We start from the raw sequence: 25,221 nt of genomic DNA on the forward strand, positions 1-25,221 counted from the left end.
GAGAGGTCCTAACCCTTTAAGTAATGCCGAAGCGCTCACGAACTAGAAGTTCACGAAAAATAGTATACTTTGTTTGAATATTTTTTGCAAGGCGGTTTTATCATTTGATGGTTAAGGGGTATTTATTTTTTATCCGTCCATGCTCTTATTTTATACAGCCGAAGGGTGTTTCATTCTTGAAGCCACGTATCTGATTAAATCGACAACCCTGCACGAATATCCCCATTCGTTGTCATACCATGCGAGCACTTTCACCTTTCTGTTCTCAAGCACCATTGTTGAAAGGCTGTCGATCACCGCCGAGTATGGATTCGTATTAAAATCGGATGAGACAAGCGGTTCATCGCATACATCGAGGATCCCGGACATCGAGCCTGCCGCCGCCATTCGGAACGCTTCATTAATATCTTCTGCCGTCGCATCGCTTTTTAAATCAGCCACAAGGTCAACGAGTGACACATTTGAGACGGGAACGCGCAGGGCCAGGCCGTGCATTCTTCCTTTTAAATGTGGCATGACAAGTGACAGCGCTTTCGCGGCGCCTGTCGTTGTCGGAATGATCGAAGAACCGCAGGCGCGCGCCCTTCTCAAGTCTTTGTGCGGATTATCAATATTTTTTTGATCATTTGTAAATGCGTGAACAGTGGTCACCAGGCCGTTTTCAATGCCAAATGCATCATCAAGCACTTTTGCGACAGGAGCGAGACAATTCGTCGTACAGGAAGCGTTTGAAATAATCGTATGACGCTCCGCATCAAATTCGCGTTCATTGACGCCCATCACGATTGTAATGTCTTCATTTTTCCCCGGCGCTGTCAAAATAACTTTTTTCGCGCCGGCTTCAATATGAGCTTCCGCTTTTTCCTTCGCGTTAAATTTCCCCGTCGCTTCTACGACGATGTCGATCCCGTATTGCGCCCACGGAAGAAGTTTAGGGTCCCTCTGATTGGTCAGCATGACCTTTTTACCGTTAACGAACAGGCAATCGTCTCCAGCGTTTACATCAAGCTCATATCGGCCGTGATTTGTGTCATACTTTATTAAATGAGCGAGCGTTTCCGGAGGGTAGCTCGCATTGATCACTGCAATGTTAATCTGTTCATCAAGCATCGCTTTTCTAAACACCATTCTGCCGATCCGGCCGAATCCGTTTATCGCAACTTTCACTTTCATCAAATATGCACCCCTTATTTTATGTCATTCCACATCATGATTTATTCAAAATAAGTATAACACATTATTTTTAATTAGCCATACCATTTGTTTCTTTTACAGCAAATTTACGCAGTTTTTGTGAAACAGTGAACAAAGAACTAGAAAAAATCGGCATTAAAGCATATATTTCAAATACATCTTTAGTGCTACAATTTCCAACGGCGCCAAATTTTCACACGACAGAAGGCAGTGTCTTCAAGAAAGGACAACCATGAAACTGACCAAAAACATATATTTTATCATTTCTTTTTTGGCTGCGGCCGGCATTTATTTTTTTATAGGAACAGCAGCCGCTTCCGCGGCGAACGAAGATTATCCGAAACAGATGATCAGGCTGGAAAGCTTATCAGGCATAAACATCACGCCCGCCGGGAATCAAGATAATGCACTGCTAACAGCAAAACAGACGAGCGGGGAAAAAGCAGAAAGATGGAGGCTGGATACGTCTGACGGCAAACAGTTCAAAATCAGAAATATGGATAACGGCAAAATTATCATCCCTTCCCATTACGCGTTGTCAAACAATAATCCCGCTGTAGTCTACTATGACAATTCACGAAAAGAAGAGTTGTGGAATATTATCGGGGCTGACAAAGACGGAAACGGAGACTTTATCACGTATAAAATCGTCAGTGCGCAAAACAACAGCCTTGCCCTGACACTGGACGGCAGCGGAGTGAAGCTTGCCAAATATACAGGCGGCTCCGTCCAAAAGTGGAAGCTTCCAAGCGACGGGCTCGAAGGTTTCGCGGGCTATGCAAAGGAATCGAATGGCAAGCAGAAAACAGGCACAACCGGCGGCCTGCTTGGAAAAGTCGTCTATGTCAACAATCTGGGCGAACTGAAAGCCAATATTGGAGGTTCAACGCCCCGCACCATTGTCGTCTCCAGCAATATCGGCGCTTCAGCCAAAACGGTATTGACGGTGGGGGGCAATAAAACAATCATCGGCTCGTATGAAAAACATAAGCTGAACAACATTTACTTTAAAACAAAAACGGACTCAGGCAACGTGATTTTCAAAAATCTGATCATTGCACATGATGCATTCATAAATGAAAACAACGACATCCCTGTTTACATTACAGATTCGAGGAATTACTGGATTGACCATGTCACATTCCAGGGCCACAGCTATTCAGCAAACGGTCACGATCTCGACAAGCTCTTATACATCGGCGCTAAAGCCGATTACGTCACACTGTCTCACAGCACATTCACAGACCACAGGTACGGCTTGATTCTCGGCTGGCCTCAAGATGACAAGCAATACCACAGTATATATAATGGATATCCGCGGATGACAATCAGCCACAACCGCTTTGAGAATCTCTATGTCAGGGCGCCCGGGTTGATGCGTTACGGCCATTTTCATGTGAAAAACAATTATATCAACAATTACCATCTAGGCTTCACGATAACGACATTGGCCAAAATTTATTCTGAAGCCAATTACTTCGGTACGGGCAGCGAGAAAGGCATACTTGATGATTACGGAGACGGCTCATTTAAAGATGTCGGATCATATCCGGCGATAAAAGGACAGAAATCGCCTGAAACAAGCTGGAAACCTTCATCCAACTACAGCTATCGGACGATGAAGGCAGGCAATGCCAAAGCTTTTGCCGAACGGTATGCAGGTGCACAACGCACCGCGCTGTATTATGCGAATTACAGCCAGTTTAAAAACGACTAATAAAAAAGTGAGCGCAATTTCGCGCTCACTTTTCAATATTTGACCATGTATCAAGCAGCTGATGAAGCTGCGCTTCTGTATCTTTCAGACTGCCGCTGTTATCGATCACCGCGTCTGCCTTTTTCTTTTTTTCGTCAAGAGAATGCTGGGCGTGAATTCTGTTCAGCGCCTCGTCTTCAGTGAGCCGGTTTCTTTTCATCAGCCGCTCAAGCTGAAGCTCCATCGGCACCCAGACGACGATCACTTTATCTGTCAAATGTTCAAGCCCACTTTCATATAAAAGCGGAATATCGAGAACAACAAACCGTTCACCGGCCCGGATGGCTTCGTCGCGCTGTTTGATCATCATTTTTCTCACTTCCGGATGGACGATCGCATTTAACTGCATCCTCTTTTCTTCGTTAGTAAAAACAATTTCTCCAAGTTTTCTCCGGTCGATACCGCCTGTTTCAAGCAGCACGCCTTGACCAAATGTCTCTGCGATTTTCTGATAAGCGGGCATCCCTTGTTCAACGGCCTCTTTCGCGATCACGTCCGCATCGACGACTGTGATGCCGCACTGCTGGAACATTTGCGCGACAGTACTTTTGCCGCTGGCAATCCCTCCGGTCAACCCGATGACCAATGTCAAAGGCCTGCACCTCCTTCTTACAGTTTCCAGATGCCGATCATAATCAGCAATATACCGGGAAGAAAGGTCAGTTTATCCATCCAGTTCCATTTCGATAAAAATCGCCCCGCCTGTATTCCGCAAAATACGAACAATGAGCTCATGATGCCTACCGTAATGCTCATCGGTACAGGGGAAAAGCCGAGCGCAGCCGCGCCGATCCCTGCTCCGAACGCGTCAATAGAGAGGGCAAAACCGAGAAGGAAAGCTTCTATACCGGTAATGATTCCTGATTTATCAATGTCGGCGCTTGTCGGTTTTCTTAAAATGTGTATCACGATTCCGAGCGATTTCAATTCAAGGTTGATGAGCGTTTTTTCAGAGAAGACGAGATCCTGTTCTTTCTCCGGCCTGAAAAACTGATACAGCACCCATGCGCCGATCCCCATTAATATGACGGCTCCGAGCCTTTCTGTTACGACAACGGGCAGGAATTTCGCCAAAAGGGTTCCGATCATCATGGCAATATACATCACGGCACCAGAGCAAAAAGCAATAATCAAAATCGCTTTAAATGGGATTTTCAACTTTCGCAATCCGTAAGTAAATCCGACTGAAAAACTGTCCAAGCTGACGGCAAATGCCAGCAGCAAGAAAGATGCAAACATCATATCAGGCTCTTCCTTTCTGTTGATGCGAGCAGTTAAGTCATGCAGCCTAAAGGCAGCTTTCTAGGCTTCTTATATATATGAAAGAAGAAAACCATCCGTGTGTTGTTTACCCGAAAAAGAAACATCACACCTTAAAGCTTGCTTTTAACAGCTATATGGAGCGTATGCATCGACAGCTTGAACCATGATACGGCTTGCTGTTGTCCCTTTTATGCGATTGTCATTTTTTCTGGCACTTTATGCAAAAATGCGTGCCCCTTCCGCCAACGACTGTTTTTTCAATTGGAGATCCGCACTTTTTACAAGGTTCATCTTTCCGGCCGTAAACGAAAAGTTTGAGCTGGAACATGCCGATTTCACCTTGTGAATTGATGTAAGATCTGACTGTGCTTCCCCCTGCTTCAACAGCTTCCTTTAACGTTTGAACGATCTCTTCATGAAGAAGAACCGTCTGTTTTTTTGTGAGCTTGTTCGCTGTTGTCTCGGGATGGATACCGGCTCTGAACAAAGCCTCGTCGACATAAATATTGCCCAGTCCGACCACTGTCCGCTGATCGAGCAGTGCGGTTTTCACTGAGCGGTTTGTTTTCTTCAGGCGCTCTCTTAAGTAACCGGCTGTAAATTCCTCGCTGAAAGGTTCGGGACCGAGCTGCCTGAGAGGCAGCTCCGTCAGTTCCTCTCCCGGCTTAAACAAATGCATCGTGCCGAACTTTCTGACATCCCGGTAGCGCAGCTCGCTTCCGTCCGTGAACCTGAAAATGACGTGCACATGTTTATCAAGAGGTTCATCGTTTTGATGAAGCCCGTACTTTCCTTCCATTCTCAAATGGGAAACCATGACACAATCATCAAGATGAAACAACAGGAATTTTCCCCTTCTTCCGATCGACTGAATCGTCTGACCGGCCAGGAGCCTTGCGAATTCCTCAGGCTCCTCCGGACGTTTTATGATTTTTGTCCATCTGACATCAACCGCATCGATCGTTTTCCCTCTTACAAGCCCGGCAAGAGTGCGCCGGACCGTTTCGACTTCTGGTAATTCCGGCACATCATCACTTCCTTTTCTCTATTTTGCATCGTACCATGAAGGCCCTGAAGCGCAGTCCACTTTCAGCGGAACATCGAGCTCCAATGCATGTTCCATTACTTCCGGAACCAGTTTTTCAAGCACTTTGATTTCATCTTCAGGCGCTTCAAAAATCAATTCGTCATGAACCTGCAGCAGCAGTTTGGCCTGGAGATTTTTTTCTTTCAGCTTGTCCGCCATGTCGATCATCGCTTTTTTAATGATATCTGCGGCGCTTCCCTGGATCGGCGTGTTCATTGCCGTCCGTTCGGCAAAGCTGCGCAGATTGAAATTCCGACTCGTCAATTCCGGTATATACCGCCTCCGGCTTAAAAGAGTCGTCACATAGCCCCTCTGTTTCGCTTCTTGAACGGTTTCTTCCATGTATTCTTTAACTCCCTGGAAGCTGTGGAAATAGCGCTCAATAAACGCGGCCGCTTCCTTTCTTGTAATTCCCAGGTTTTGCGACAAGCCGTAGTCGCTGATTCCGTAAACGATTCCGAAATTGACGGCTTTCGCCTGCCTCCTCATCGCAGGGGTGACTTCTTCTTCTGATACATGAAAAACATCCATCGCCGTTTTCGTGTGAACGTCCATATCGTTCGTGAACGCTTCAATCAAATTTTTATCCTTTGAAATGTGGGCGAGAACCCTCAATTCGATTTGGGAGTAATCCGCAGCAAATATGAGCCAGCCTTTTTGCGAAGGGACAAACGCCTGCCGGATTTTGCGGCCTTCCTCAAGACGGATCGGTATATTTTGCAGATTGGGATCGGTTGAGCTGAGCCTTCCCGTCTGTGTTAAAGCTTGATTAAAGCGGGTATGCACTTTATGGCTGTCTTTTTTGATTACTTTTAAAAGCCCTTCGACGTATGTGGACTGGAGCTTGCCGATCTGTCTGTAGTGCAGAATATCTTCGATAATGACGTGTTTGTCGCGCAGTTTTTCCAGCACATCGGCTGAAGTCGAATAGCCCGTTTTTGTTTTTTTGACGGCAGGCAGCCCGAGTTTTTCAAACAAAATCACACCGAGCTGCTTTGGAGAATTGATATTGAACGTTTCACCTGCTGACTCGTGGATTTTCTTCTCGTATTCCGCTAATTTGGCGGACAGTTCTTCCCCCATTTTTTTCAATCTGTCGACATCGACTTGGACACCGATCGATTCCATCTCACCGAGAATGTGGGCGAGGGGCATTTCGAGCGCTTCAAACAGATCGAGCTGCTCGTTTTTCTCCAATTCATCAAGAAGCTTTTCGCGGAGCAGCGATATCGCCTTCGCTTTTCTGGCTAAATGGTCGGCAAGCTCCTTCTCATCCGGCACCGCCTGTTTCGCGCCTTTTCCGTAGACCGCTTCATCTGCCGCGACAATGTGTAATTGGTGTTCTTTCGCAACGCTTGCAACATCGTCGTAAGAGTGTCCCGGATTGATGATATAGGCCGCAAGGAGAACGTCAAATTCTGCGCCTTTCAGTTCGATGCCCCGCCAGCGCAAAGCGACCGCCGCGCGTTTTGCATCAAACACCCATTTCTTTTTCGACTCGTCTTCGGCCCACTCTTTAAAACGGTCCGACTGAACAGCTGTCTCTTCCGGGATGAAGAAAGCGCCATGTTCGTTGACGATCGAAAAACCGAGGATCGGCGCCTCATGATAATTGTCGCCGAGCTGTTCGACAACGAGTGAAGCCGGTGACGCAAACAAATCATCCGTGATGTCTGTTTTGATCGTGACGTTGATCTCTTCAAACTGTTCTTCTTCTTTTTCTCCCGGCTCTTCGCCAATCCTTTCGAGCAAAGAGTTAAAACCGAGATCTTTAAAAATCTTGACGACCGCTTCCCTGTCAAAACCTTCGTATCCGAGGGAATCGAGGGTGACTTCAAGCGGCGCTTCTGTCGTAATTGTCGCAAGCTCTTTGCTCATCAATGCCTGTTCTTTAAATTCTTCAAGCTTTTCTTTCAGTTTTTTTCCGCTGACTTCGTCTATTGACGACAGCAGCTCCTCTACTGTATGGAACTGTTTCAAAAGCTTGATCGCCGTCTTTTCGCCGACGCCCGGCACACCTGGAATGTTGTCTGATGAGTCTCCCATCAGCCCTTTCATGTCAATGATTTGTTCAGGTGTAAGTCCGTACTTTTCCCGGACATGTTCCGGCGTATAGTATTCAACATCTGTAATGCCCTTTTTCGTGATGGCGACCGTCGTTCCTTCTGTAGCCAGCTGTGTCAGGTCTTTGTCGCCTGAAAAAATCTTCACTTCAAATCCGTCTTTTTCCGCTGACTTGGCAAGGGTGCCGATAATATCATCGGCCTCGTAGTTTTCAAGCTCATACCTTGAGATTTGATAGGCGTCGAGGAGCTCGCGGATAAACGGCAGCTGCTCGGACAGCTCGGGCGGCGTTTTTTGTCTGCCGCCTTTATATTCTTTAAACGTTTTATGTCTGAATGTCGTTTTCCCCGCATCAAAAGCAACGAGCATGTGGGTCGGTTTTTCTTCTTCAAGCATCTTCATTAAGATCGTGGTAAAACCGTACACAGCGTTTGTATGTATCCCTTTTTCATTGCTGAGAAGAGGCAGAGCGAAAAACGCGCGGTAAGCCAGGCTGTTTCCGTCAACCAATACTAGTTTTTTTCTTTCAGTCATCTTTATCCTCCTAAGGAGCCGATTCGTCAGCTTCCATTCAACTTCGTGATCATATTTGCTTATTTTATTTTAGCAAAGTTCATTTTGAAAGGAAAATGAGAGTGATTTCGCAGAAAAATAAAAAAAGGGACGCGCTGTTGATCGCGTCCGTCCATATGGCTCCTTGGATGAAGGGGTTCACTAATGATCCTATCAGCCAAGTTTTAACCATATATATAAAAGTTGTTAAGCCTTTGTAAAGTTTGCTAAATGAAGCTACTCGGATGCGCGTTTTAAGCGGACCGTGAATTCGGTGCCTTTCCCCCGCTCGCTTTCGACGTCGATTTCACCGTCGTGGGCTTCGACTAAATGCTTGACGATCGCAAGGCCGAGACCGGTTCCTCCTGAATTTCTGCTCCTGTCTTTATCGATCCGGTAGAAGCGTTCGAATATTCTCGGGATTTCGGACCGCTTGATCCCGATGCCCGTATCCTTCACTTTGACTTGCACTGCATTTTCCAGTACATCAGCCGAAATCGTTACGTTTCCATCTTCAGGCGTATATGTGAGGGCATTGTTCACCAAATTTAAAAAGATCTGCTTTAGTCTGTGCGGATCCCCAGAAGCAACGGCTGGCATCTCCGGCTTTTCCAGGGTCAAGGTGATTCCTTTTTCCTCCGCTTTATTCTTCAAAAGCATCCCAATTTCAGCGAGGATTTCACCAATATTGCAATTTTGAATATTCAAGGTGAAGTTCTGCTGTTCGATTTTCGACAGATCCAACAGGTCCTGGATCAACGTTTGCAGACGGCTGCTCTCTTTTAAGATGATCGATAGAAATTGCAGCAGCGTCTCCCTTTCGTTCATCGCTCCGTCTAAAAGCGTCTCGGTGAACCCTTTGATCGATGTAATCGGCGTTTTCAGCTCATGGGAGACATTGGCGACAAAGTCCTTCCTCATTTCTTCAAGCTGCTTTCTTTCCGTCATATCATGGAACACGAGAACGATGCCTTTCCACTCATCATTGATGCCGATAATTGGAACTCCGTCGACTTCAAAATACCTTCTTTCAATTTTGATCGGCAGTTTAAACATTTTGCGGACCTTTGTTTCCGTCATAAAAATTTCTTCGATGAGATTAATGATTTCTTCGTGTTCGAGCACTTCGTGATAGAAATGGTAAAGAAGCTGATCGGCTTCTACGTGAAATTGCTTTTGATAAGCGCGGTTCACAAGGTGAATATAACCCTTTCCATCGATTAAGATCAGACCGGAGTCGATATTTTCGATGACGGTTTGCAGACGGTCGCGCTGCATTTCCTGTGCTCTTGTCATGTCCTGCAGGTTCTGCGCCAGCATATTGATGGACTGGCTTAGCATCGTTTCATCTTCGTTGAAAGTTCTTGCTTTATAGTTTCCTTTGGCAAGCTCAATCGCTACTTGTGTCGCAGACTCAATCGGATTCGTATATTGAGAGGTTATTCTCGCCCCAAGCCCGGCGATGATTAAAAAGGCCGTTCCAAGGCTCACGCCGAGGAGAATCCAGATCTTTTGATTGATATCTTGCAATGAATCGACAGGAGTGCTGATCAGAATATATCCATTCACATTCCCGTCTTCTTTCAGCGGCTGCACGTAACGGTAAACGGACTCGTCATCCGGATTGATTCTGAAGCCTCCTCCTTCACCGTTTAAATCCGACTCAAGCGCTTCTTTGATAACGGATTGATCTTCTGCACGGCCCCCAAAATGAAAAAGAACCTGACCTTTTGTATCAACCAGCGATACATGACTGTCCAGTTCACGGCTTGCCTTCTCTAAAATGGCTCCTTGCTCCGAAGACTTCATGTTTTCACGATTTGCCAATGAAGCGACCAAAGCGGCTTCTTTTTCAATATGGCTGCTCAGTTTGGCATCGTATGAGGAGTGAAACAAGTGAACGAGCAGAAAACCGAGTGAAGCAAATACGAGAATCAAAAGCGTCAGCAGGGCAGCTAAAAGCCGGGTCCGGAATTTAATCATTCAGCTTCGGCTCCTCCATTTTGTAGCCAAGACCTCTGATTGTTTTAATGTATTCCGGTTTTTTCGTATTTTTTTCGATCTTATCGCGAAGATGGCTGATATGGACATCGACGATGCGCGTATCGCCCGCGAAGTCGTAGTTCCAGACAGCGTTGAGGAGAAGGTCTCTCGTCAGCACCCTCCCTTTATGCCTTCCCAAATATAAAAGGAGTTCGAATTCCTTAGGCGTTAGCTCGAGGCGTTCGTTTTGAAAGTAAACCTCATAATGTTCTGGAAGTATTTTCAATTCTCCTATGATCAGCTCGCCTGCATCCGGTTCTTCCGTCTCCTCCGGATGAACGGACAGCGTCTGTGTTCTTCTTAAAATCGCTTTGACCCTTGCCGTCACCTCTCTCGGGCTGAACGGCTTCGTCATATAGTCATCGGCACCCAGCTCGAGACCGAGCACCTTATCAAATTCATCATCCTTAGCGGTCAGCATCAAAATCGGATACATCAGCTTCTTCTGTCTGAGTTCCTTGCATACTTCAATGCCGTCCATTTTAGGAAGCATCAGATCGAGCACGATCAGATCCGGCTTCTCTTCAATCGCCTTTAATAAGCCGGCCTCTCCGTCCATGGCCGTCACCACATGATAGCCCGACCGTTCAAGGTTATATTTTAGAAGGGTAACAATCGATTCCTCATCATCTACAACTAATATCTTTTTGCTCATGACATGCCTCCAGGCTTCAGATTTCCCCGACATCTCTTTCTCTATCTTTTGTTAAATAAACGTTTTCACTCCTATTTTAACGAAAGCCTATCCGTTCGACAATTTGATTTTTCAGTGTTTTGCATAAAATCTCTCTTTTTCGGCAATAAACCGCTGTTTTAAGCGATGGAATGCTTCCAGAAAAAAGAATGAAAATGTCCGGGCAGATGATTATGATTAGGTATATGCTGACAGCCCGTGTTTATGTCTTGATTTTCATATGGTTTTATGTAAAAAAAGATCGCATTCAAAAACAGGAAGGCTTGTATAAAGCCTTCCTGCTGTTTTCATTATGATAATACTTTCATGACGTTTTTGACTGATTCAACGGATCGATCAAGCTGACTTCTTTCTGTTTCAGTCAGTTCAAGTTCAATGATCTGTTCAAGACCGTTTCCGCCGATAATCGTCGGAACGCCGAGGTAAATGCCTTCATAGCCGTATTCGCCTTCAAGGTAGGCAATAGTCGGCAGCACGCGGCGCTGGTCTTTTAAGATTGCTTCAACCATTTCTGTCAGGGAAGCGGCTGGCGCATAATACGCACTTCCGTTTCCTAACAGGTTGACAATTTCTCCCCCGCCTTTTCTCGTTCTTTCAACAATCGCATCGATCCGGTCTTTCGGAAGAAGCGTTTCAAGCGGAATGCCGCCTGCATAAGAGTAGCGAACGAGCGGAACCATATCGTCCCCGTGTCCGCCCAGTACAAAACCTGTAATGTCTTTGACGGAAAGGTTGAGCTCCTGAGCGACAAACGTTCTGAATCTTGCCGTATCCAAAACTCCCGACTGGCCGATGACCCGCTCTTTCGGGAAGCCCGATTCTTTATAGACGGCGTATGTCATCGCATCCACAGGGTTTGTCAGAACGACGATGATACAATCAGGTGAGTATTTAACAACTTCCTTCGTTACGCTCCTCATGATCTTTTCATTTGTAGCCACGAGGTCGTCCCGGCTCATTCCCGGCTTTCTTGCGATTCCCGCCGTGATGACGACGATATCTGAGCCGGCCGTATCTTCGTAGTTTGCCGTTCCTGTAATATTCGCATCAAATCCTTGGACAGGGCTCGCTTCCAGCATATCGAGCGCTTTCCCTTTTGTAGGGTTTTCAAGCTGCGGAATGTCGACTAGCACGACGTCAGCCAATTCTTTTTGAGCCGTTAAAAACGCAGTTGTTGCACCTGTAAAGCCCGCTCCGATGACAGATACTTTATTTCGCTTCTTTCCCATGTTTTCTACCCCTTTTAATTGTTGTTGTTTTACCCCAAAACAGCCGTTTAAGACATATTTTTGATAAGCTCATCACCGAATTCAGAGCATTTAACTTCAGTCGCGCCGTCCATCAAACGAGCGAAATCGTATGTGACGACTTTGGATGCGATTGTTTTCTCCATAGATTTAATCACAAGGTCGGCAGCTTCATTCCAGCCCAAATGCTCAAGAAGCAGCACGCCGGATAGGATGACTGAAGACGGGTTTACTTTGTCTAGGCCAGCATATTTTGGAGCTGTACCATGTGTCGCTTCAAAGATGGCGTGTCCTGTCTCATAGTTGATGTTTGCTCCAGGAGCGATGCCGATTCCGCCGACTTGGGCAGCAAGCGCATCTGAAATGTAGTCCCCGTTCAGGTTCATTGTCGCCACAACATCAAACTCGGCAGGGCGGGTCAGGATCTGCTGAAGGAAGATGTCAGCGATGCTGTCTTTGATGATGACTTTGCCGGCCGCTTCAGCTTCGCTTTGCGCTTTGTTTGCAGCGTCTTTGCCGTCTTTTTCAGCGATGCGGTCGTATTCGGCCCATGTGAATACTTTATCGCCGAATTCTTTTTCAGCCACTTCATAGCCCCAGTTTTTAAAGGCGCCTTCCGTGAATTTCATGATGTTTCCTTTATGGACGAGCGTTACAGATTTGCGGCCGTGCTCGATTGCATACTCGATCGCAGCTCTGACAAGCCTTGACGTTCCTTCTTCAGAAACCGGCTTGATACCGATGCCTGATGTTTCAGGGAAACGGATTTTGTTAACGCCAAGCTCGTTTTTCAGGAATGAAATCAGCTTTTGAACTTCTTCAGAGCCTTTCGCGTATTCGATGCCGGCATAGATATCTTCAGTATTTTCGCGGAAGATGACCATATCCGTATCTTCAGGGCGTTTAACCGGTGAAGGAACGCCTGTGAAATAGCGGACAGGACGCAGGCATGTAAACAGGTCAAGCTCTTGTCTTAGCGCTACGTTTAATGAGCGGATTCCGCCGCCTACAGGAGTTGTTAAAGGACCTTTAATCGCGATCAGGTATTCGCGGATCGTATCAAGCGTTTCTTCAGGAAGCCATTCGCCTGTTTTGTTGTACGCTTTTTCCCCGGCGTAGACTTCTTTCCAAGTGATTTCCTTTTCGCCGTTATACGCTTTCTCCACAGCCGCTTCAAGAACCCTTGAAGCCGCTCTCCAAATATCAGGACCTGTTCCGTCCCCTTCAATAAACGGGATAACCGGGTTGTTTGGAACGTTTAATACTCCGCCGGAGACTGTAATTTTTTCGCCTTGTGCCACAATAAAACCTCCCATAATATGTAATTCTTCAATATAGAAAAACATTTGTTTCCCCCGTTTGGCGGGGGACAAACATGTTTTTTCATAGATTCATGAAATCGTTGTTTCCTAAGAAAGCCGTTAAGAGGCCGGCCGAACAAAGCTCGAACAGCCTCCTTTCAAACGGTCAGCTTCTGTCTTCAATCGGAATGAACGTCTGCATGTCAGGGCCGGTGTAATCAGCCCGCGGACGAATCAGTCGGTTATTTTCATACTGTTCGAGAATGTGAGCGAGCCAGCCTGATACCCTGCTGATCGCAAAAATCGGCGTGAACAGATCATGGTCGATTCCTAAGCTATGATAAACCGACGCAGAATAAAAGTCTACGTTTGGCGGCAGTTTTTTCTGAGACGTGACGATTTCCTCAGTCCGCTCTGAAATCTCATACCATTTGCTTTCACCCGTTAAATTCGTCAAACGTCTGCTCATTTCCTTCAAATGTTTTGCGCGGGGATCTCCCTGGCGGTATACGCGGTGGCCGAACCCCATGATCTTTTCTTTCTTTTCAAGCTTGGCGTGAATATATGAATCTACGTTTTCAACCTCGCCAATCTCTGAAAGCATTTTCATAACTGCTTCGTTTGCTCCGCCGTGAAGCGGACCTTTCAAGGCCCCGATTGCGGCCGTGATCCCTGAGTAGACGTCTGAAAGCGTCGCGACGCATACTCTGGCTGTGAACGTAGATGCGTTCAGCTCATGATCCGCATGCAGAATCAAGGCTTTGTCAAACGCTTCCACTTCAACAGGTGAAGGTTCTTTTCCATTCAGCATGTAGAGAAAGTTGGCGGCAAAACCGAGTTCCGGATTCGGCTCAATCGGCTCGAGCCCTTTGCGGATTCTTGAAAAAGCAGCGACAAGCGCAGGCATCTTCGCTTGGAGACGCACCGCTTTTCTGTAGTTTGCTTCCGCATCCATTTGATCTGCTTCTTCGTCAAACAGTCCGAGTAAAGAAACGGCTGTCCGAAGAGCTGCCATCGGGTGGACTTTTCCATTCGAGTAGGATTTGAAATGGTCAATCACTTCTTTGGGGATACCGGCATTTTCAGAAAGCTGTTTTTTAAGCTCTGCGAGCTCCTCTTTGTTCGGCAGCTTTAAATGCCAAAGCAGATAAACAACTTCTTCAAAGCTAGCTTTTTCTGTCAAATCATCGATGTTATACCCTACATATGTAAGAGTATCATCAATAATTGAACTTACTGATGATGTAGTGGCGACTACCCCTTCAAGGCCGCGTGTTGCTGTCATACTCATCTCTCCCTTTTTTTAAAAATTTCCCCTTTTAAAATTAAACCAAAACCTAGGAGCAAAAACAACGCATGTTGTATACATCTTCTTCAACCCAAAAAGAAAATGCTTACATTAAATCGTTTTTCAAATAAAACAATCGTGCGTTTCTATATACCGTTCGATACTCCGATATGCTTAATAAAGATTAAGCATATTTATATTATAAACAATAATCTGATAAATTTGTAGGTTTTTGATCAAAAATGCTTTCAAAGCCTTATAAATCAAGGGTTCGTAGTTATTTATTATCAATCGACAGCTTTGTAGAATCATGTATTCTTCTGTATCTATTTGAGGGAGGTTTTGGGAAGGGATTTTTATTAAAAGTGGACAGACGTATTCCTCCAGTTCTTTCATACTAATCGGTTTATGATTTTCACCTATAATAAATTTATAAACAAAAGAAAAAGAGATAAAATCTTTTACTTGTTACTTTACAGGAAATCCCCTTCATCCGTTTTAAAACAAACGGGGGGAGTTTTTATGAATGAAAAGTTATTATCATTATTTTGACTGATGTTCCCTTTTAAAAGAATCAGGTATGATCGATAAAGAAAACGTTTTCAAAGAAAGGGGAATGCCACATGCCTTATCGTATGAAACGAGTGTTGCTGCTTCTTGTCACTGGATTGTTTTTGAGTTTGTCTGCAGTCACTTCTACTGCCTCGGCTCAAGCAGGCGGATCGTTTTTTGACACTTTTAACAGCTATAACTCCGGTGTATGGCAGAAAGCAAATGGTTATTCGAATGGAGGTGTGTTCAACTGCACTTGGCGTGCAAATAACGTATCAATGACATCATTAGGTGAAATGCGTTTGGGGCTAACAAGTCCATCTTATAACAAGTTTGACTGCGGGGAAAATCGCTCTGTTCAAACATATGGATATGGACTTTATGAAGTCAGAATGAAACCAGCTAAAAACGTAGGGATCGTTTCATCGTTCTTCACTTACACAGGTCCAACAGATGGAACTCCTTGGGATGAGATTGATATCGAATTTTTAGGAAAAGACACAACAAAGGTTCAGTTTAACTACTATACGAATGGTGTAGGAAACCATGAGAAGCTTGTGGATCTCGGATTTGATGCATCCAATGCCTATCATACGTATGCGTTCGATTGGCAGCCAAACTCGATTAAATGGTATGTCGATGGGCAATTAAAACATACCGCGACGAGCCAAATTCCGACTACGCCAGGAAAGATCATGATGAACTTGTGGAATGGTATTGGTGTCGATGACTGGCTCGGTTCCTACAACGGTGTAACACCTCTATACGCTCATTACGACTGGGTGCGTTATACAAAAAAATAATGTCAAAAATGATAAGAGCCTGCAGCCTCAACCTAACCAGGCTCTTATGATTGTAATGAGGAGTTGTTGGCATGATTAGTCTTTTATACAATCTTATCGAGATGATGACAGCCCTCTTCCTGGGTTTGCTTTTTTTGCTTCTTTAGTTCTCTTTCTTTTGTGAAAATGACATCTCATATCCTTCAATTTTTTGATGGTTTCCTCAATTTCTTTCTGTTTTCTATCAATTTTTCTTTTTCGTTCATTAAAATCACTTGCTGTCGTCCGCGCCGCAATCATATCCGACGTCTCAGTTAGCAGAAAAAATAAACTCTCCGGCACTGAACAGCACTCGCAATTCGACAGCCATCATAATAAAGGATGCGATAACTGATGCAAGCGTTTCAGCCCGAAAGAGACGATAGATCATTTTTTCTTTTTATCCAAGCTTACCTGCTGAAGACTCCACAAATAAAAACCCACAAATTCGAAATAAACGGTCATATTTCCCCACACAGGTTTTTGACAAACTCAGCCCTCTTTTATAGAGGGCCTTATTTTTTTGCACCAGCTGACGTCTATTTACAGATTTTTAGGAGTTTTAACTGCGTTATGTATGTTTATTTTTAGTTGCGAACGTTTTTTTCAAACTAAAAAACCCCCTGAAACAGGGGGAGCTGGCCCGCATTTCTAAGATGTAAAATGCTGGACGGCCTGCATGACAAGATAGGCGATCCCGGCACCGATGAGCGGGCCGACGGCAACGCCTTTGAATAAAGCGACCGCTAAAATCGTTCCAAATACAAGAGCGGTGGTGATATGCGGGTCTTCCGCGAGCAATGTGATCCCGTTTTTGGCGATCAATGCTACGAGAATGCCCGCCCCGAGTGCGATCCATGCGTAATATGATTTCATCGCTTCGCCAAGCTGTTTAAAGCCGATCTCTCCAGTGGCAATCGGCACAAGGACCGCTATTGTAATAACGGTAACTCCCCAGTTAATCCCTTTGGATTGGATGGCCGGAAACAGCTTTTGATCGAGGCCGGTCAGCTTGATCAAAAGCAGGACGGATACCGCGATGATCAACGACTGATTTTTCGCGATTAATGCGATGGCCAAAAGCAGGATCAAAAATAAATTAGCTTGAGTAAACATGCTGTATTCAACTCCATTTTTTTATGACCTTTCTCATAATAACAGGACTCAAGAATAAAATGAAATAAGGACATGCTTTCTAATATCAGGAGGATGCAGAATTGAATCAATCCTATCTCACAGCTGCGCTTCGGGCAGTGTATGTGCTGTTTTTGACCGCTGCTTGCGGAGCGGTCGGCTACTACTCTTTTCCGTTAACCTATCCTTTTGTGATTGCGCTTATTCTCGCCATCATGATCAACCCTTTTGTGGAATGGCTCGATAAGCGGACCGGGCTCCCGAGAGGCGTTAATGTCGGCATCGTGCTATGCGGCTTTTTGATCGCCGGAGCCGGCTTTTTGACACTGGTCGTTGCCGAGATTGTCTCTGGAACGGCTCATTTGGCTAAAATACTCCCCGTCCAGTTTAATAAAGCCGCTCTTTATATCGAATCGTTTTTTACGAATCAAATCATGCCGCTGTATAATCAGCTTGCCGCTTTTTTTGACGGGCTCGAAGCCGCCCAGCAGGAATCGATCATTACACAGGTCCAAAATTTGGGCAGTGAACTCGCATCAGGCACCGCTTTGTTTCTTTCAAAAATTCTTGAGATGGTGCCCCTCTTTTTCGCCTTTCTGCCGAATATGGCGGCCGTGCTGATCTTTTCGCTCCTGGCCACTTTTTTTATCAGCAAAGATTTGCATAAAATACAAAACAAGGCGCGGTCTGTTCTTCCTGATCGGCTGATCTCGGGTGCAGCGGCTGTCTATGCGGAATTGAAAAGAGCGCTGGCAGGCTTTGTGAAGGCCCAGCTTACCCTTGTGGCGATGACGATGGTGCTGGTGTTGATCGGGCTTTCTGTGTTGAAGGTTAATCATGCTGTCGCCATCGCTTTTCTCATCGGGCTGGTCGACCTGCTGCCGTATTTGGGAGCGGGGTCTGTATTTGTGCCGTGGATCGTCTATTTAGCAGCGTCCAAGCAGCTGCCGCTCGCGATCGGCCTCGGAGTCCTGTACATCGTCGTGCTCGTCTTCAGGCAGCTGGCCGAACCGAAGATTTTGAGCCGGTCAATCGGACTTCACCCTCTGGGAACATTGATCGCGCTGTTTGCCGGTTTCAAATTGTTTGGCTTTCTCGGATTGATCATGGGTCCCGCCCTTCTCGTTCTCATTCAGGCTCTCTTTACAACAGGTATTTTTAAAGACGTATGGCAGTTTATTAAAGGAAATGAAAAATAAGCGGCAGCCTGCTTTTTCCAATGCGGGCCGCCGCTTATCGGGTTATTTGATGATGTTGATCCGCCTGCCTTCAGACATCCTCTTCAGCTTGCGGGATATGAACGGTTTGAAACGGCTGCGCGTTGCCGGCAGCAGCAGCAGTAAACCGATGATATCCGATAAAAAGCCGGGCAGCAAAAGCAGCATGCCGCCTATGAAAATACAAAGCCCGTCCAAAATCGCATCCCCAGGCATTTTTCCGTACTGAAGATCGCGCTGAACTTTGTAGTAAACTTCGATTCCTTGTTTTTTGGCGAGAGCGGCCCCGAGAAATCCCGTCAAGATGATCAGCAAAACGGTCGGCAAGACACCGATCCAATTAGCGGACAAGAGGAACAGACCGATTTCACTCGCTGGAAAAATGACGAGAAATAATAAGAAAAACTTCATTGTCTTCACCTCATAATTCTAATATGGAAGCGAACGGCCGCCCTGTTTTGCTTGTGCCGCCTGCAAAAAAAGAAGGGAAAAGCTTCCCTTCTTCTTCAATAAGCGATTAAAGTACGCTTGCACGTCCTTTGTAAACAGCTCCGCGGGCGGAGTCGACCGTAATGTCTTCTCCCTCTTTGAGAATGGAAGTCGCATTTTCCATTCCGACGATGACAGGGATGCCGAGGCTCAAGCCTACGACTGCCGCGTGGCTGGTTAAACCGCCTTCTTCAGTAATCAGCGCAGCCGCTTTTTCAAGGGACGCCATCATGTCACGATCCGTGCTTTTTGTAACCAAAACGGCGCCATCTTTCATTTTTTTATCCGCTTCTTGTGCATTTTGAGCGATGACCACTTCACCAAACGCGGATTTGCGTCCGATTCCCTGGCCTTTTGCGACCACGTCTCCGACAACATACACTTTCATCAAGTTTGTTGTGCCGGCTTCACCGACAGCTCCGGCCGTGATAACGATCAAGTCGCCGTGGCGTACGATGCCTGTGTCGAGAGATTTTTGCACTGCTTTTTCAAGCATTTCGTCAGTGGAGCTGTGGTTTTGTCCGCTTGTTGCGAAAACACCGAAGACTAGAGACAGTTTTCTTGAAACCGCATCATTTACCGTAACTGCGACAATCGGCGCCTGCGGGCGATATTTGGAAATCATTCTCGCCGTATGACCGCTTTCTGTCGGTGTGACGATGGCATTCACGTCAAGGTTGATTGCCGTATGCGCCACAGACTGGCCGATGGCATCTGTAATTGACATGCTGACTTGCTTGCTTCGTGCAGAAAGGATCTTTTTATGGTTGAGCGCTTCTTCTGAACGGGAAGCGATATTGTGCATCGTCTGAACGGCTTCAACAGGGTAATTTCCCGCAGCAGTTTCACCTGAAAGCATAATCGCGTCAGTTCCGTCAAAGATCGCATTGGCAACGTCGCTCGCTTCCGCGCGTGTCGGACGCGGATTGCGCTGCATGCTGTCGAGCATTTGGGTAGCCGTGATAACAGGCTTGCCAAGCGCATTGCATTTTTTGATCAGTTCTTTTTGAACGAGCGGCACTTCTTCAGCAGGGATTTCAACACCAAGGTCTCCACGTGCGACCATCAGACCGTCTGATACTTCAAGAATGGCATCGATGTTGTCAACGCCTTCCTGGTTTTCGATTTTTGGAATGATTTGAATATCTGCCGCATTGTGCTCTTCAAGAAGTTCGCGGATTTCAAGAACATCCGACGGACGGCGCACAAAAGATGCCGCGATAAAATCAACACCCTGCTCGATACCGAACACAATGTCGTTAGCGTCTTTTTCCGTAATTCCCGGAAGATTGACGCTGACGCCCGGCACATTCACGCCTTTTTTGTTTTTCAGCGTTCCGCTGTTCATTACTTTCGTGACGATTTCACGCTTGTCCTTGTTGACATCTGTGACTTCAAGTCCGATCAGTCCATCGTCAAGCAAAATCGTTGAACCAATTGATACATCGTGAATCAACCCATCATATGTAACTGAGATTTTTTCAGGCGTACCGATGACTTCTTCCATTGACACGATCAGCTGAGAACCCGCTTCCAGTTCGATTGAACCGCCTTCCATTGTGTGCGTGCGGATTTCCGGACCTTTCGTATCAAGAAGGATACCGATATCTTTTCCCAGCTTGCCGGCTGCTTCGCGAATGTTTTTAATTCTTGCGCCGTGCTCTTCGAAATCTCCATGGGAAAAGTTCAAGCGCGCCACGTTCATTCCGGCTTCCATCAGCTGGGTGAGCTTTTCAACAGTTTCGCTGGCCGGCCCAATTGTACAAACTATTTTAGTCTTTCTCATATTGCTTCCTCCTCGGGTTTTACACTAGATTGACAGTTCTTGAGACAAGCGGTACATGCTTTGATCAATTGTATGTTTATGATCGAGTATTTCAATGATATCATGATGCACAAGCTGGTTATTTTGAATTCCGACACAGCGTCCGCCTTTTCCTTCAAGAAGCAGTTCAACCGCAAATGCCCCTAGACGGCTTGCCAATACACGGTCTGCTGCAGTCGGAGAACCGCCGCGCTGGATATGTCCAAGCACCGATACTCTAGTTTCGAGATTTGTGGCTTCTTCAATTCTTTTGCCGAATTCAACGCCGCTTCCGACGCCTTCCGCCACAATGATGATGCTGTGTTTTTTGCCGCGCTCATGCCCTCTTTTCAGCCTTGCAATAATTTCTTCCATATCGTAGTCAGCTTCAGGGATCAAAATGGATTCCGCGCCTCCTGCCAAACCTGACCATAAAGCAATGTCCCCGGCATGGCGGCCCATTACTTCAATCACGTATGTACGTTCGTGGGATGTAGCTGTATCCCTAATTTTATCGATGGCATCGATAACGGTATTTAACGCCGTATCAAATCCAATCGTCAAATCTGTTCCAGGGATGTCATTGTCGATTGTTCCCGGCACTCCGACACAAGGAAAACCGTGTTCTGTCAGCTTTTTCGCTCCCATATAAGAACCGTCTCCGCCAATGACGACTAATCCTTCTATACCATATTTTTTTAAATTCGCTATTCCTTTTTCCCGTCCTTCTACCGTTTTAAACTCAGGACACCTTGCTGTATATAGCTTCGTTCCTCCGCGGTGAATGATATCTCCGACAGAACCGATTTCAAGCTTTTCTATTTTTCCGCTGATTAAACCTGAATACCCGTTGTAAATTCCGTATACTTCTACGTCATGGTAGATCGCTTTCCTGACAACCGCGCGGACCGCCGCGTTCATTCCCGGGGAATCTCCGCCGCTCGTCAATACTCCGATACGTTTCATCTTTTTCACCTCGAAAACATATATAATTTACCTTAACACGTTCATTGCCGCTAAAACAATGAAAAAGGGATGAAAATTTTCCGAAAATCCCTATAAAACCTTACTCATTATACAATTAAACAAAAAGTTTTTAAATAAATTTTAAGCAAACTCTTTGAAAAATCGCGGGTGAAAGACACAATCCTTTCACTTTTCACCTTTATCCATAAAAAATAAACGTGAGCCAAAGGCCTCACGTTTATTTATTTTATCCAACAAATTGGTTTTCAGTCGAAATTTTCCCAATTGATTTATACTTGTTATATCTTTGTTGAATCAGCTCGTTCTTATCCAGTTTCAACAAGGGTTTAAGCTCGCTTTTCAGCGCTTCATCGATGTAGGCGGCCTGCTGCTCTACATCGCGGTGTGCTCCGCCTCTTACTTCTTTTATAACATGATCTATAATATCCAATTCTTTAAGGTCCGGAGCGGTGATTTTCATTGTTTCTGCCGCTTTTTTCGCGAGTCCTGAATCCTTCCAGAGGATAGCAGCCGCTCCCTCGGGAGAGATCACCGAATAAGTTGAGTTTTCCAGCATCAATAAGCGGTTTGCGACGCCGAGCGCAAGCGCTCCCCCGCTGCCGCCTTCCCCGATGACGATCGAGATGACCGGCACAGAGAGTCCCGCCATTTCAAAAAGATTCTTGGCAATTGCTTCGCTTTGCCCCCGCTCTTCAGCTGCTTTTCCAGGGTATGCTCCTTTTGTATCAATAAAGCAGATGATCGGCCTGTTAAATTTATCGGCCTGCTTCATCAGCCTGAGCGCTTTGCGGTAGCCTTCCGGATGCGGCATTCCGAAGTTGCGGCGGATGTTTTCTTTTGTATCCTTGCCGCGCTGTTGGCCGATCACTGTCACAGGAAGGCCCCGGAACTTGGCAATTCCGCCGACAATCGCTTCATCATCACCGAAATATCGATCTCCGTGGCATTCAAAAAAATCGGTAAAAAGATGTTCGATATAATCGAGCGTTGTCGGACGGTTCGGATGCCTTGCAATCTGGACTCTGTCCCAGGCTTTCAGATTTGTATAAATGTCTTCTTCAAGCCTTTCAAGACGAGCTTCAAGCTTCGTAATTTCAGAGCTTAAATCCATATCGGAATCCTGTGTGAACCTTTTCAATTCGGCGATCTTTTCACGCAGTTCGACCACCGGTTTTTCAAATTCTAATTCTCCAGCCACTCGAGATCACCTCCAGTTTGGTGCATTTTCAAAATGCTGCCGAGCGTTTTTTTCATGTCTGCTCTGTGAACGACGGAATCAAGCTGTCCGTGCTTTAACAGAAATTCCGCAGTCTGAAAATCCTCAGGCAGTTCTTCACGGATGGTTTGTTCGATAATTCTTCTTCCGGCAAAGCCGATCAGCGCGCCCGGCTCGGCAAGGTTGTAATCGCCGAGGGATGCGAAGCTTGCGGATACACCGCCTGTTGTCGGATGTGTCATCACCGAAATGATCAAGCCCTGCTCTTCACTGAACAGCTTTAAAGCGGAGCTTGTTTTAGCCATTTGCATCAAGCTGAGAAGGCCTTCCTGCATTCTCGCACCGCCTGATGCGGTAAAAATAATGAAAGGCACTTTTTCTTCTCTTGCCTTTTCGATCGCCAGCGTAATTTTTTCGCCTACGACAGACCCCATGCTTCCCATTCTGAAAGATGAATCCATCACGGCAACGACTGCCGGAGATCCGTCAATCGTCCCTTTTCCGGTGACAACCGCTTCATTCAGCGATGTTTTTTCCCGGTCTTTTTGCAGTTTCTCAAGGTATCCTGGGAATTCCAGCGGGTTTTCAGACATCATATCCTGATTGAATTCTTCAAAGGAGCCATCGTCCAGCAGGCTTTTTATACGCTGCTTCGCGTTCATTTGAAGATGGTAACCGCAGTTCATGCAGACCCTTAAGTTTTTATCCAGCTCTTTTGTGAGCATGATTTTTTTGCAATCCGGGCATTTTGTCATGATCCCTTCCGGTACATCTTGCTTTGCTGATTCCGCGGGAACGGAAGCGTATTTTTTTTTCTTTTTGCTGAATATATCTTTTAACAAAAGATTACCTCCCTTTTCTGAAGGGTTTTCTTCATGTATGCCTGTCCTGTTTATAGACTAGAACATCACTATACCGAAACTATTGTACTTTTTTTGTCAAACGGTGTCATCCTCAATTCGACATTTTTGACCGGCAAACAGCCGAATCGCACTTGATGCGGTTAGAGACTGACAAATTGATATATCAGCCTTGAGAGCGGATACAAAAGTCCGGAAAAGCGATTTGAAAAAATTTTTTACAGCCCGCATATTCCCTTACAAGTGTCCCCAATAAGAGGAAAAACTGTACATCATATTCGAGAAACAGCGCGTGACGGCTCTTTAGGCCAGAGCAATCACGCGCTGATCACAAAAATGGAGTTTTATTTTCCTTCAATTACTGCAAGCTTTCTTGTCTTTTCAGCGACTTCTTCAGGATCGACATCGATTCGTGCAACACCTGTTTCCATCGCGGCTTTCGCTACCGCTTTGGCAACGGCCGGTGCGACCCTTGGATCGAACGGAGCCGGAATGACATATTCGGGGCTCAGCTCTTCGTCGGAAACGAGTGATGCGATCGCCTCAACCGCGGCGATTTTCATTTCTTCGTTAATATGTGTCGCGCGGACGTCGAGCGCCCCGCGGAAGATGCCGGGGAATGCGAGAACGTTGTTCACTTGGTTAGGGAAGTCAGAGCGTCCCGTTCCAACGACGCTTGCTCCGGCTTCATGCGCTTCAGCAGGCATGATTTCTGGATTTGGATTCGCCATGGCGAAGATGATCGGTTTGTCAGCCATGCTTTCAACCATTTCTTTTGTCAAAGCGCCTTCGACGGAAACTCCGATAAAGACATCGGCGTCTTTGATCACATCTTTGAGCGATCCGTCTATGCGGTTTTTGTTCGTATATTTTGCGACTTCATCTTTAACAGCGTTCATGCCGTTCGGACGGCCTTCGTAAATCGCGCCTTTCGTGTCGCACATGATGATATCGCGCACGCCGAAATGATAAAGAAGCTTGATAATGGCAATTCCCGCTGCTCCGGCGCCGTTTGCCACGACTTTGACGGAAGACATCGATTTGCCGGACAGCTTAAGCGCATTGACGAGACCGGCTACCGTAACGATTGCAGTACCGTGCTGGTCATCGTGAAACACCGGGATTTTTGTTTCTTTTTTGAGGCGTTCTTCAATGACAAAACAGTTCGGCGCTGCAATGTCTTCAAGATTGACGCCGCCGAATGTCGGCTCAAGCAGCTTGACCGTCTCAACAATTTTGTCGACATCAGATGTATTTAAACAGATTGGGAATGCGTCCACACCGGCAAAGCTTTTGAAAAGAACCGCTTTTCCTTCCATAACCGGAAGGGCGGCTTCAGGGCCGATATTGCCGAGACCGAGTACTGCCGTTCCGTCCGAGACGACTGCTACCATGTTTCCCTTCATTGTATAATCGTATACTTTGCTGTTATCATCGTAAATCGCTTTGCAGGGCTCAGCCACACCCGGAGAATATGCAAGGCTTAAATCATCCGCATTGCGAACCTGCACTTTTGATTTTGATTCCAATTTGCCCTGGTTTACTTTGTGCATATGCAGCGCTTTTTCTTTCAATGACATGTTAACAAACACTCCTTCAAGGGAATTTTGCCAAAAACTTTGCTTCGTTTTCTGCTTAAGATTCTTGTAAGA

General features: G+C 46.0%; 20 protein-coding genes. 3 read left to right on the plus strand and 17 right to left on the minus strand.

Annotation, left to right across the window (positions count from 1 at the left end):
• Window positions 1–150 precede the first annotated feature (150 nt).
• Entirely contained in the window at window positions 151–1,173 is a 1,023-nt protein-coding gene (locus MHB72_RS16075; RefSeq protein WP_216919803.1) for a glyceraldehyde-3-phosphate dehydrogenase, read from the minus strand.
• 517 nt (window positions 1,174–1,690) lie between these two features.
• Between MHB72_RS16075 and MHB72_RS16080 the strand changes: the two genes are divergently transcribed.
• Entirely contained in the window at window positions 1,691–2,911 is a 1,221-nt protein-coding gene (locus MHB72_RS16080; protein ID WP_254122040.1) for a pectate lyase family protein, read from the plus strand.
• Between the two features lie 25 nt (window positions 2,912–2,936).
• On the opposite strand, the gene coaE is transcribed toward MHB72_RS16080, so the two are convergent.
• From coaE to citZ, 9 genes are all read right to left on the minus strand, one after another.
• Entirely contained in the window at window positions 2,937–3,542 is a 606-nt protein-coding gene (coaE, locus tag MHB72_RS16085) for a dephospho-CoA kinase (RefSeq protein ID WP_020452548.1), read from the minus strand.
• 17 nt (window positions 3,543–3,559) lie between these two features.
• Complete coding sequence (gene ytaF / locus MHB72_RS16090) at window positions 3,560–4,192, minus strand: sporulation membrane protein YtaF (RefSeq protein ID WP_009329359.1); 633 nt, start codon at window positions 4,190–4,192, stop codon at window positions 3,560–3,562.
• 220 nt (window positions 4,193–4,412) lie between these two features.
• A complete protein-coding gene (gene mutM, locus MHB72_RS16095) occupies window positions 4,413–5,240 on the minus strand; it encodes a DNA-formamidopyrimidine glycosylase (RefSeq protein WP_023855481.1) in 828 nt (275 codons plus the stop codon).
• 18 nt (window positions 5,241–5,258) lie between these two features.
• A complete protein-coding gene (gene polA, locus MHB72_RS16100) occupies window positions 5,259–7,898 on the minus strand; it encodes a DNA polymerase I (RefSeq protein WP_020452550.1) in 2,640 nt (879 codons plus the stop codon).
• Window positions 7,899–8,153: 255 nt separating this feature from the next.
• Window positions 8,154–9,899, minus strand: a complete 1,746-nt coding sequence (gene pnpS / locus MHB72_RS16105) for a two-component system histidine kinase PnpS (protein ID WP_216919799.1) — start codon at window positions 9,897–9,899, stop codon at window positions 8,154–8,156.
• Window positions 9,892–10,614: a response regulator transcription factor gene (locus MHB72_RS16110; RefSeq protein WP_020452552.1), complete on the minus strand. Its 723-nt coding sequence runs from the start codon at window positions 10,612–10,614 to the stop codon at window positions 9,892–9,894. Before MHB72_RS16110 ends, pnpS begins: the two co-directional genes overlap by 8 nt.
• 329 nt (window positions 10,615–10,943) lie before the next feature.
• The gene (gene mdh / locus MHB72_RS16115; protein WP_020452553.1) at window positions 10,944–11,882 is read right to left on the minus strand and encodes a malate dehydrogenase; all 939 of its coding nucleotides are present in this window, start codon (window positions 11,880–11,882) and stop codon (window positions 10,944–10,946) included.
• A gap of 47 nt (window positions 11,883–11,929) precedes the next feature.
• Window positions 11,930–13,201: an NADP-dependent isocitrate dehydrogenase gene (gene icd, locus MHB72_RS16120; RefSeq protein WP_144499094.1), complete on the minus strand. Its 1,272-nt coding sequence runs from the start codon at window positions 13,199–13,201 to the stop codon at window positions 11,930–11,932.
• Window positions 13,202–13,367: 166 nt separating this feature from the next.
• Window positions 13,368–14,486: a citrate synthase gene (gene citZ / locus MHB72_RS16125; RefSeq protein ID WP_020452555.1), complete on the minus strand. Its 1,119-nt coding sequence runs from the start codon at window positions 14,484–14,486 to the stop codon at window positions 13,368–13,370.
• A gap of 626 nt (window positions 14,487–15,112) precedes the next feature.
• Between citZ and bglS the strand changes: the two genes are divergently transcribed.
• Complete coding sequence (bglS, locus tag MHB72_RS16130; RefSeq protein WP_197407188.1) at window positions 15,113–15,844, plus strand: beta-glucanase; 732 nt, start codon at window positions 15,113–15,115, stop codon at window positions 15,842–15,844.
• Between the two features lie 669 nt (window positions 15,845–16,513).
• Here the strand turns inward: bglS and MHB72_RS16140 are convergent.
• Window positions 16,514–16,978, minus strand: a complete 465-nt coding sequence (locus MHB72_RS16140; protein WP_020452557.1) for a DUF441 domain-containing protein — start codon at window positions 16,976–16,978, stop codon at window positions 16,514–16,516.
• Window positions 16,979–17,079: 101 nt separating this feature from the next.
• Here MHB72_RS16140 and ytvI point away from each other — a divergent pair, with 101 nt between their 5' ends.
• Window positions 17,080–18,195, plus strand: coding sequence for a sporulation integral membrane protein YtvI (gene ytvI / locus MHB72_RS16145; RefSeq protein ID WP_020452558.1), 1,116 nt, complete (start codon window positions 17,080–17,082; stop codon window positions 18,193–18,195).
• A 42-nt stretch (window positions 18,196–18,237) separates the two neighbouring features.
• Here the strand turns inward: ytvI and MHB72_RS16150 are convergent, their stop codons facing one another.
• The 6 genes from MHB72_RS16150 to MHB72_RS16175 all read right to left on the minus strand — a co-directional run bounded on the left by MHB72_RS16150 (window position 18,238) and on the right by MHB72_RS16175 (window position 25,149).
• Window positions 18,238–18,624: an FxsA family protein gene (locus MHB72_RS16150; protein ID WP_020452559.1), complete on the minus strand. Its 387-nt coding sequence runs from the start codon at window positions 18,622–18,624 to the stop codon at window positions 18,238–18,240.
• A gap of 106 nt (window positions 18,625–18,730) precedes the next feature.
• Window positions 18,731–20,488, minus strand: coding sequence for a pyruvate kinase (pyk, locus tag MHB72_RS16155; protein WP_020452560.1), 1,758 nt, complete (start codon window positions 20,486–20,488; stop codon window positions 18,731–18,733).
• 24 nt (window positions 20,489–20,512) lie between these two features.
• Entirely contained in the window at window positions 20,513–21,472 is a 960-nt protein-coding gene (pfkA, locus tag MHB72_RS16160) for a 6-phosphofructokinase (RefSeq protein WP_020452561.1), read from the minus strand.
• Between the two features lie 247 nt (window positions 21,473–21,719).
• On the minus strand, window positions 21,720–22,691 hold the full coding sequence (gene accA, locus MHB72_RS16165; RefSeq protein ID WP_216919797.1) for an acetyl-CoA carboxylase carboxyl transferase subunit alpha: 972 nt from the start codon (window positions 22,689–22,691) through the stop codon (window positions 21,720–21,722).
• Window positions 22,676–23,551, minus strand: coding sequence for an acetyl-CoA carboxylase, carboxyltransferase subunit beta (gene accD / locus MHB72_RS16170; protein ID WP_003184337.1), 876 nt, complete (start codon window positions 23,549–23,551; stop codon window positions 22,676–22,678). The genes accA and accD overlap by 16 nt, the downstream gene beginning before the upstream one ends.
• Window positions 23,552–23,913: 362 nt before the next feature.
• Window positions 23,914–25,149 (minus strand): NAD(P)-dependent malic enzyme, encoded by a 1,236-nt coding sequence (locus tag MHB72_RS16175; RefSeq protein ID WP_020452564.1) that lies wholly within the window; start codon window positions 25,147–25,149, stop codon window positions 23,914–23,916.
• Window positions 25,150–25,221 lie beyond the last annotated feature (72 nt).

The sequence above is a fragment of the Bacillus sp. FSL K6-1284 genome (assembly GCF_038002625.1).
GTDB classification, from domain to species: domain Bacteria; phylum Bacillota; class Bacilli; order Bacillales; family Bacillaceae; genus Bacillus; species Bacillus paralicheniformis.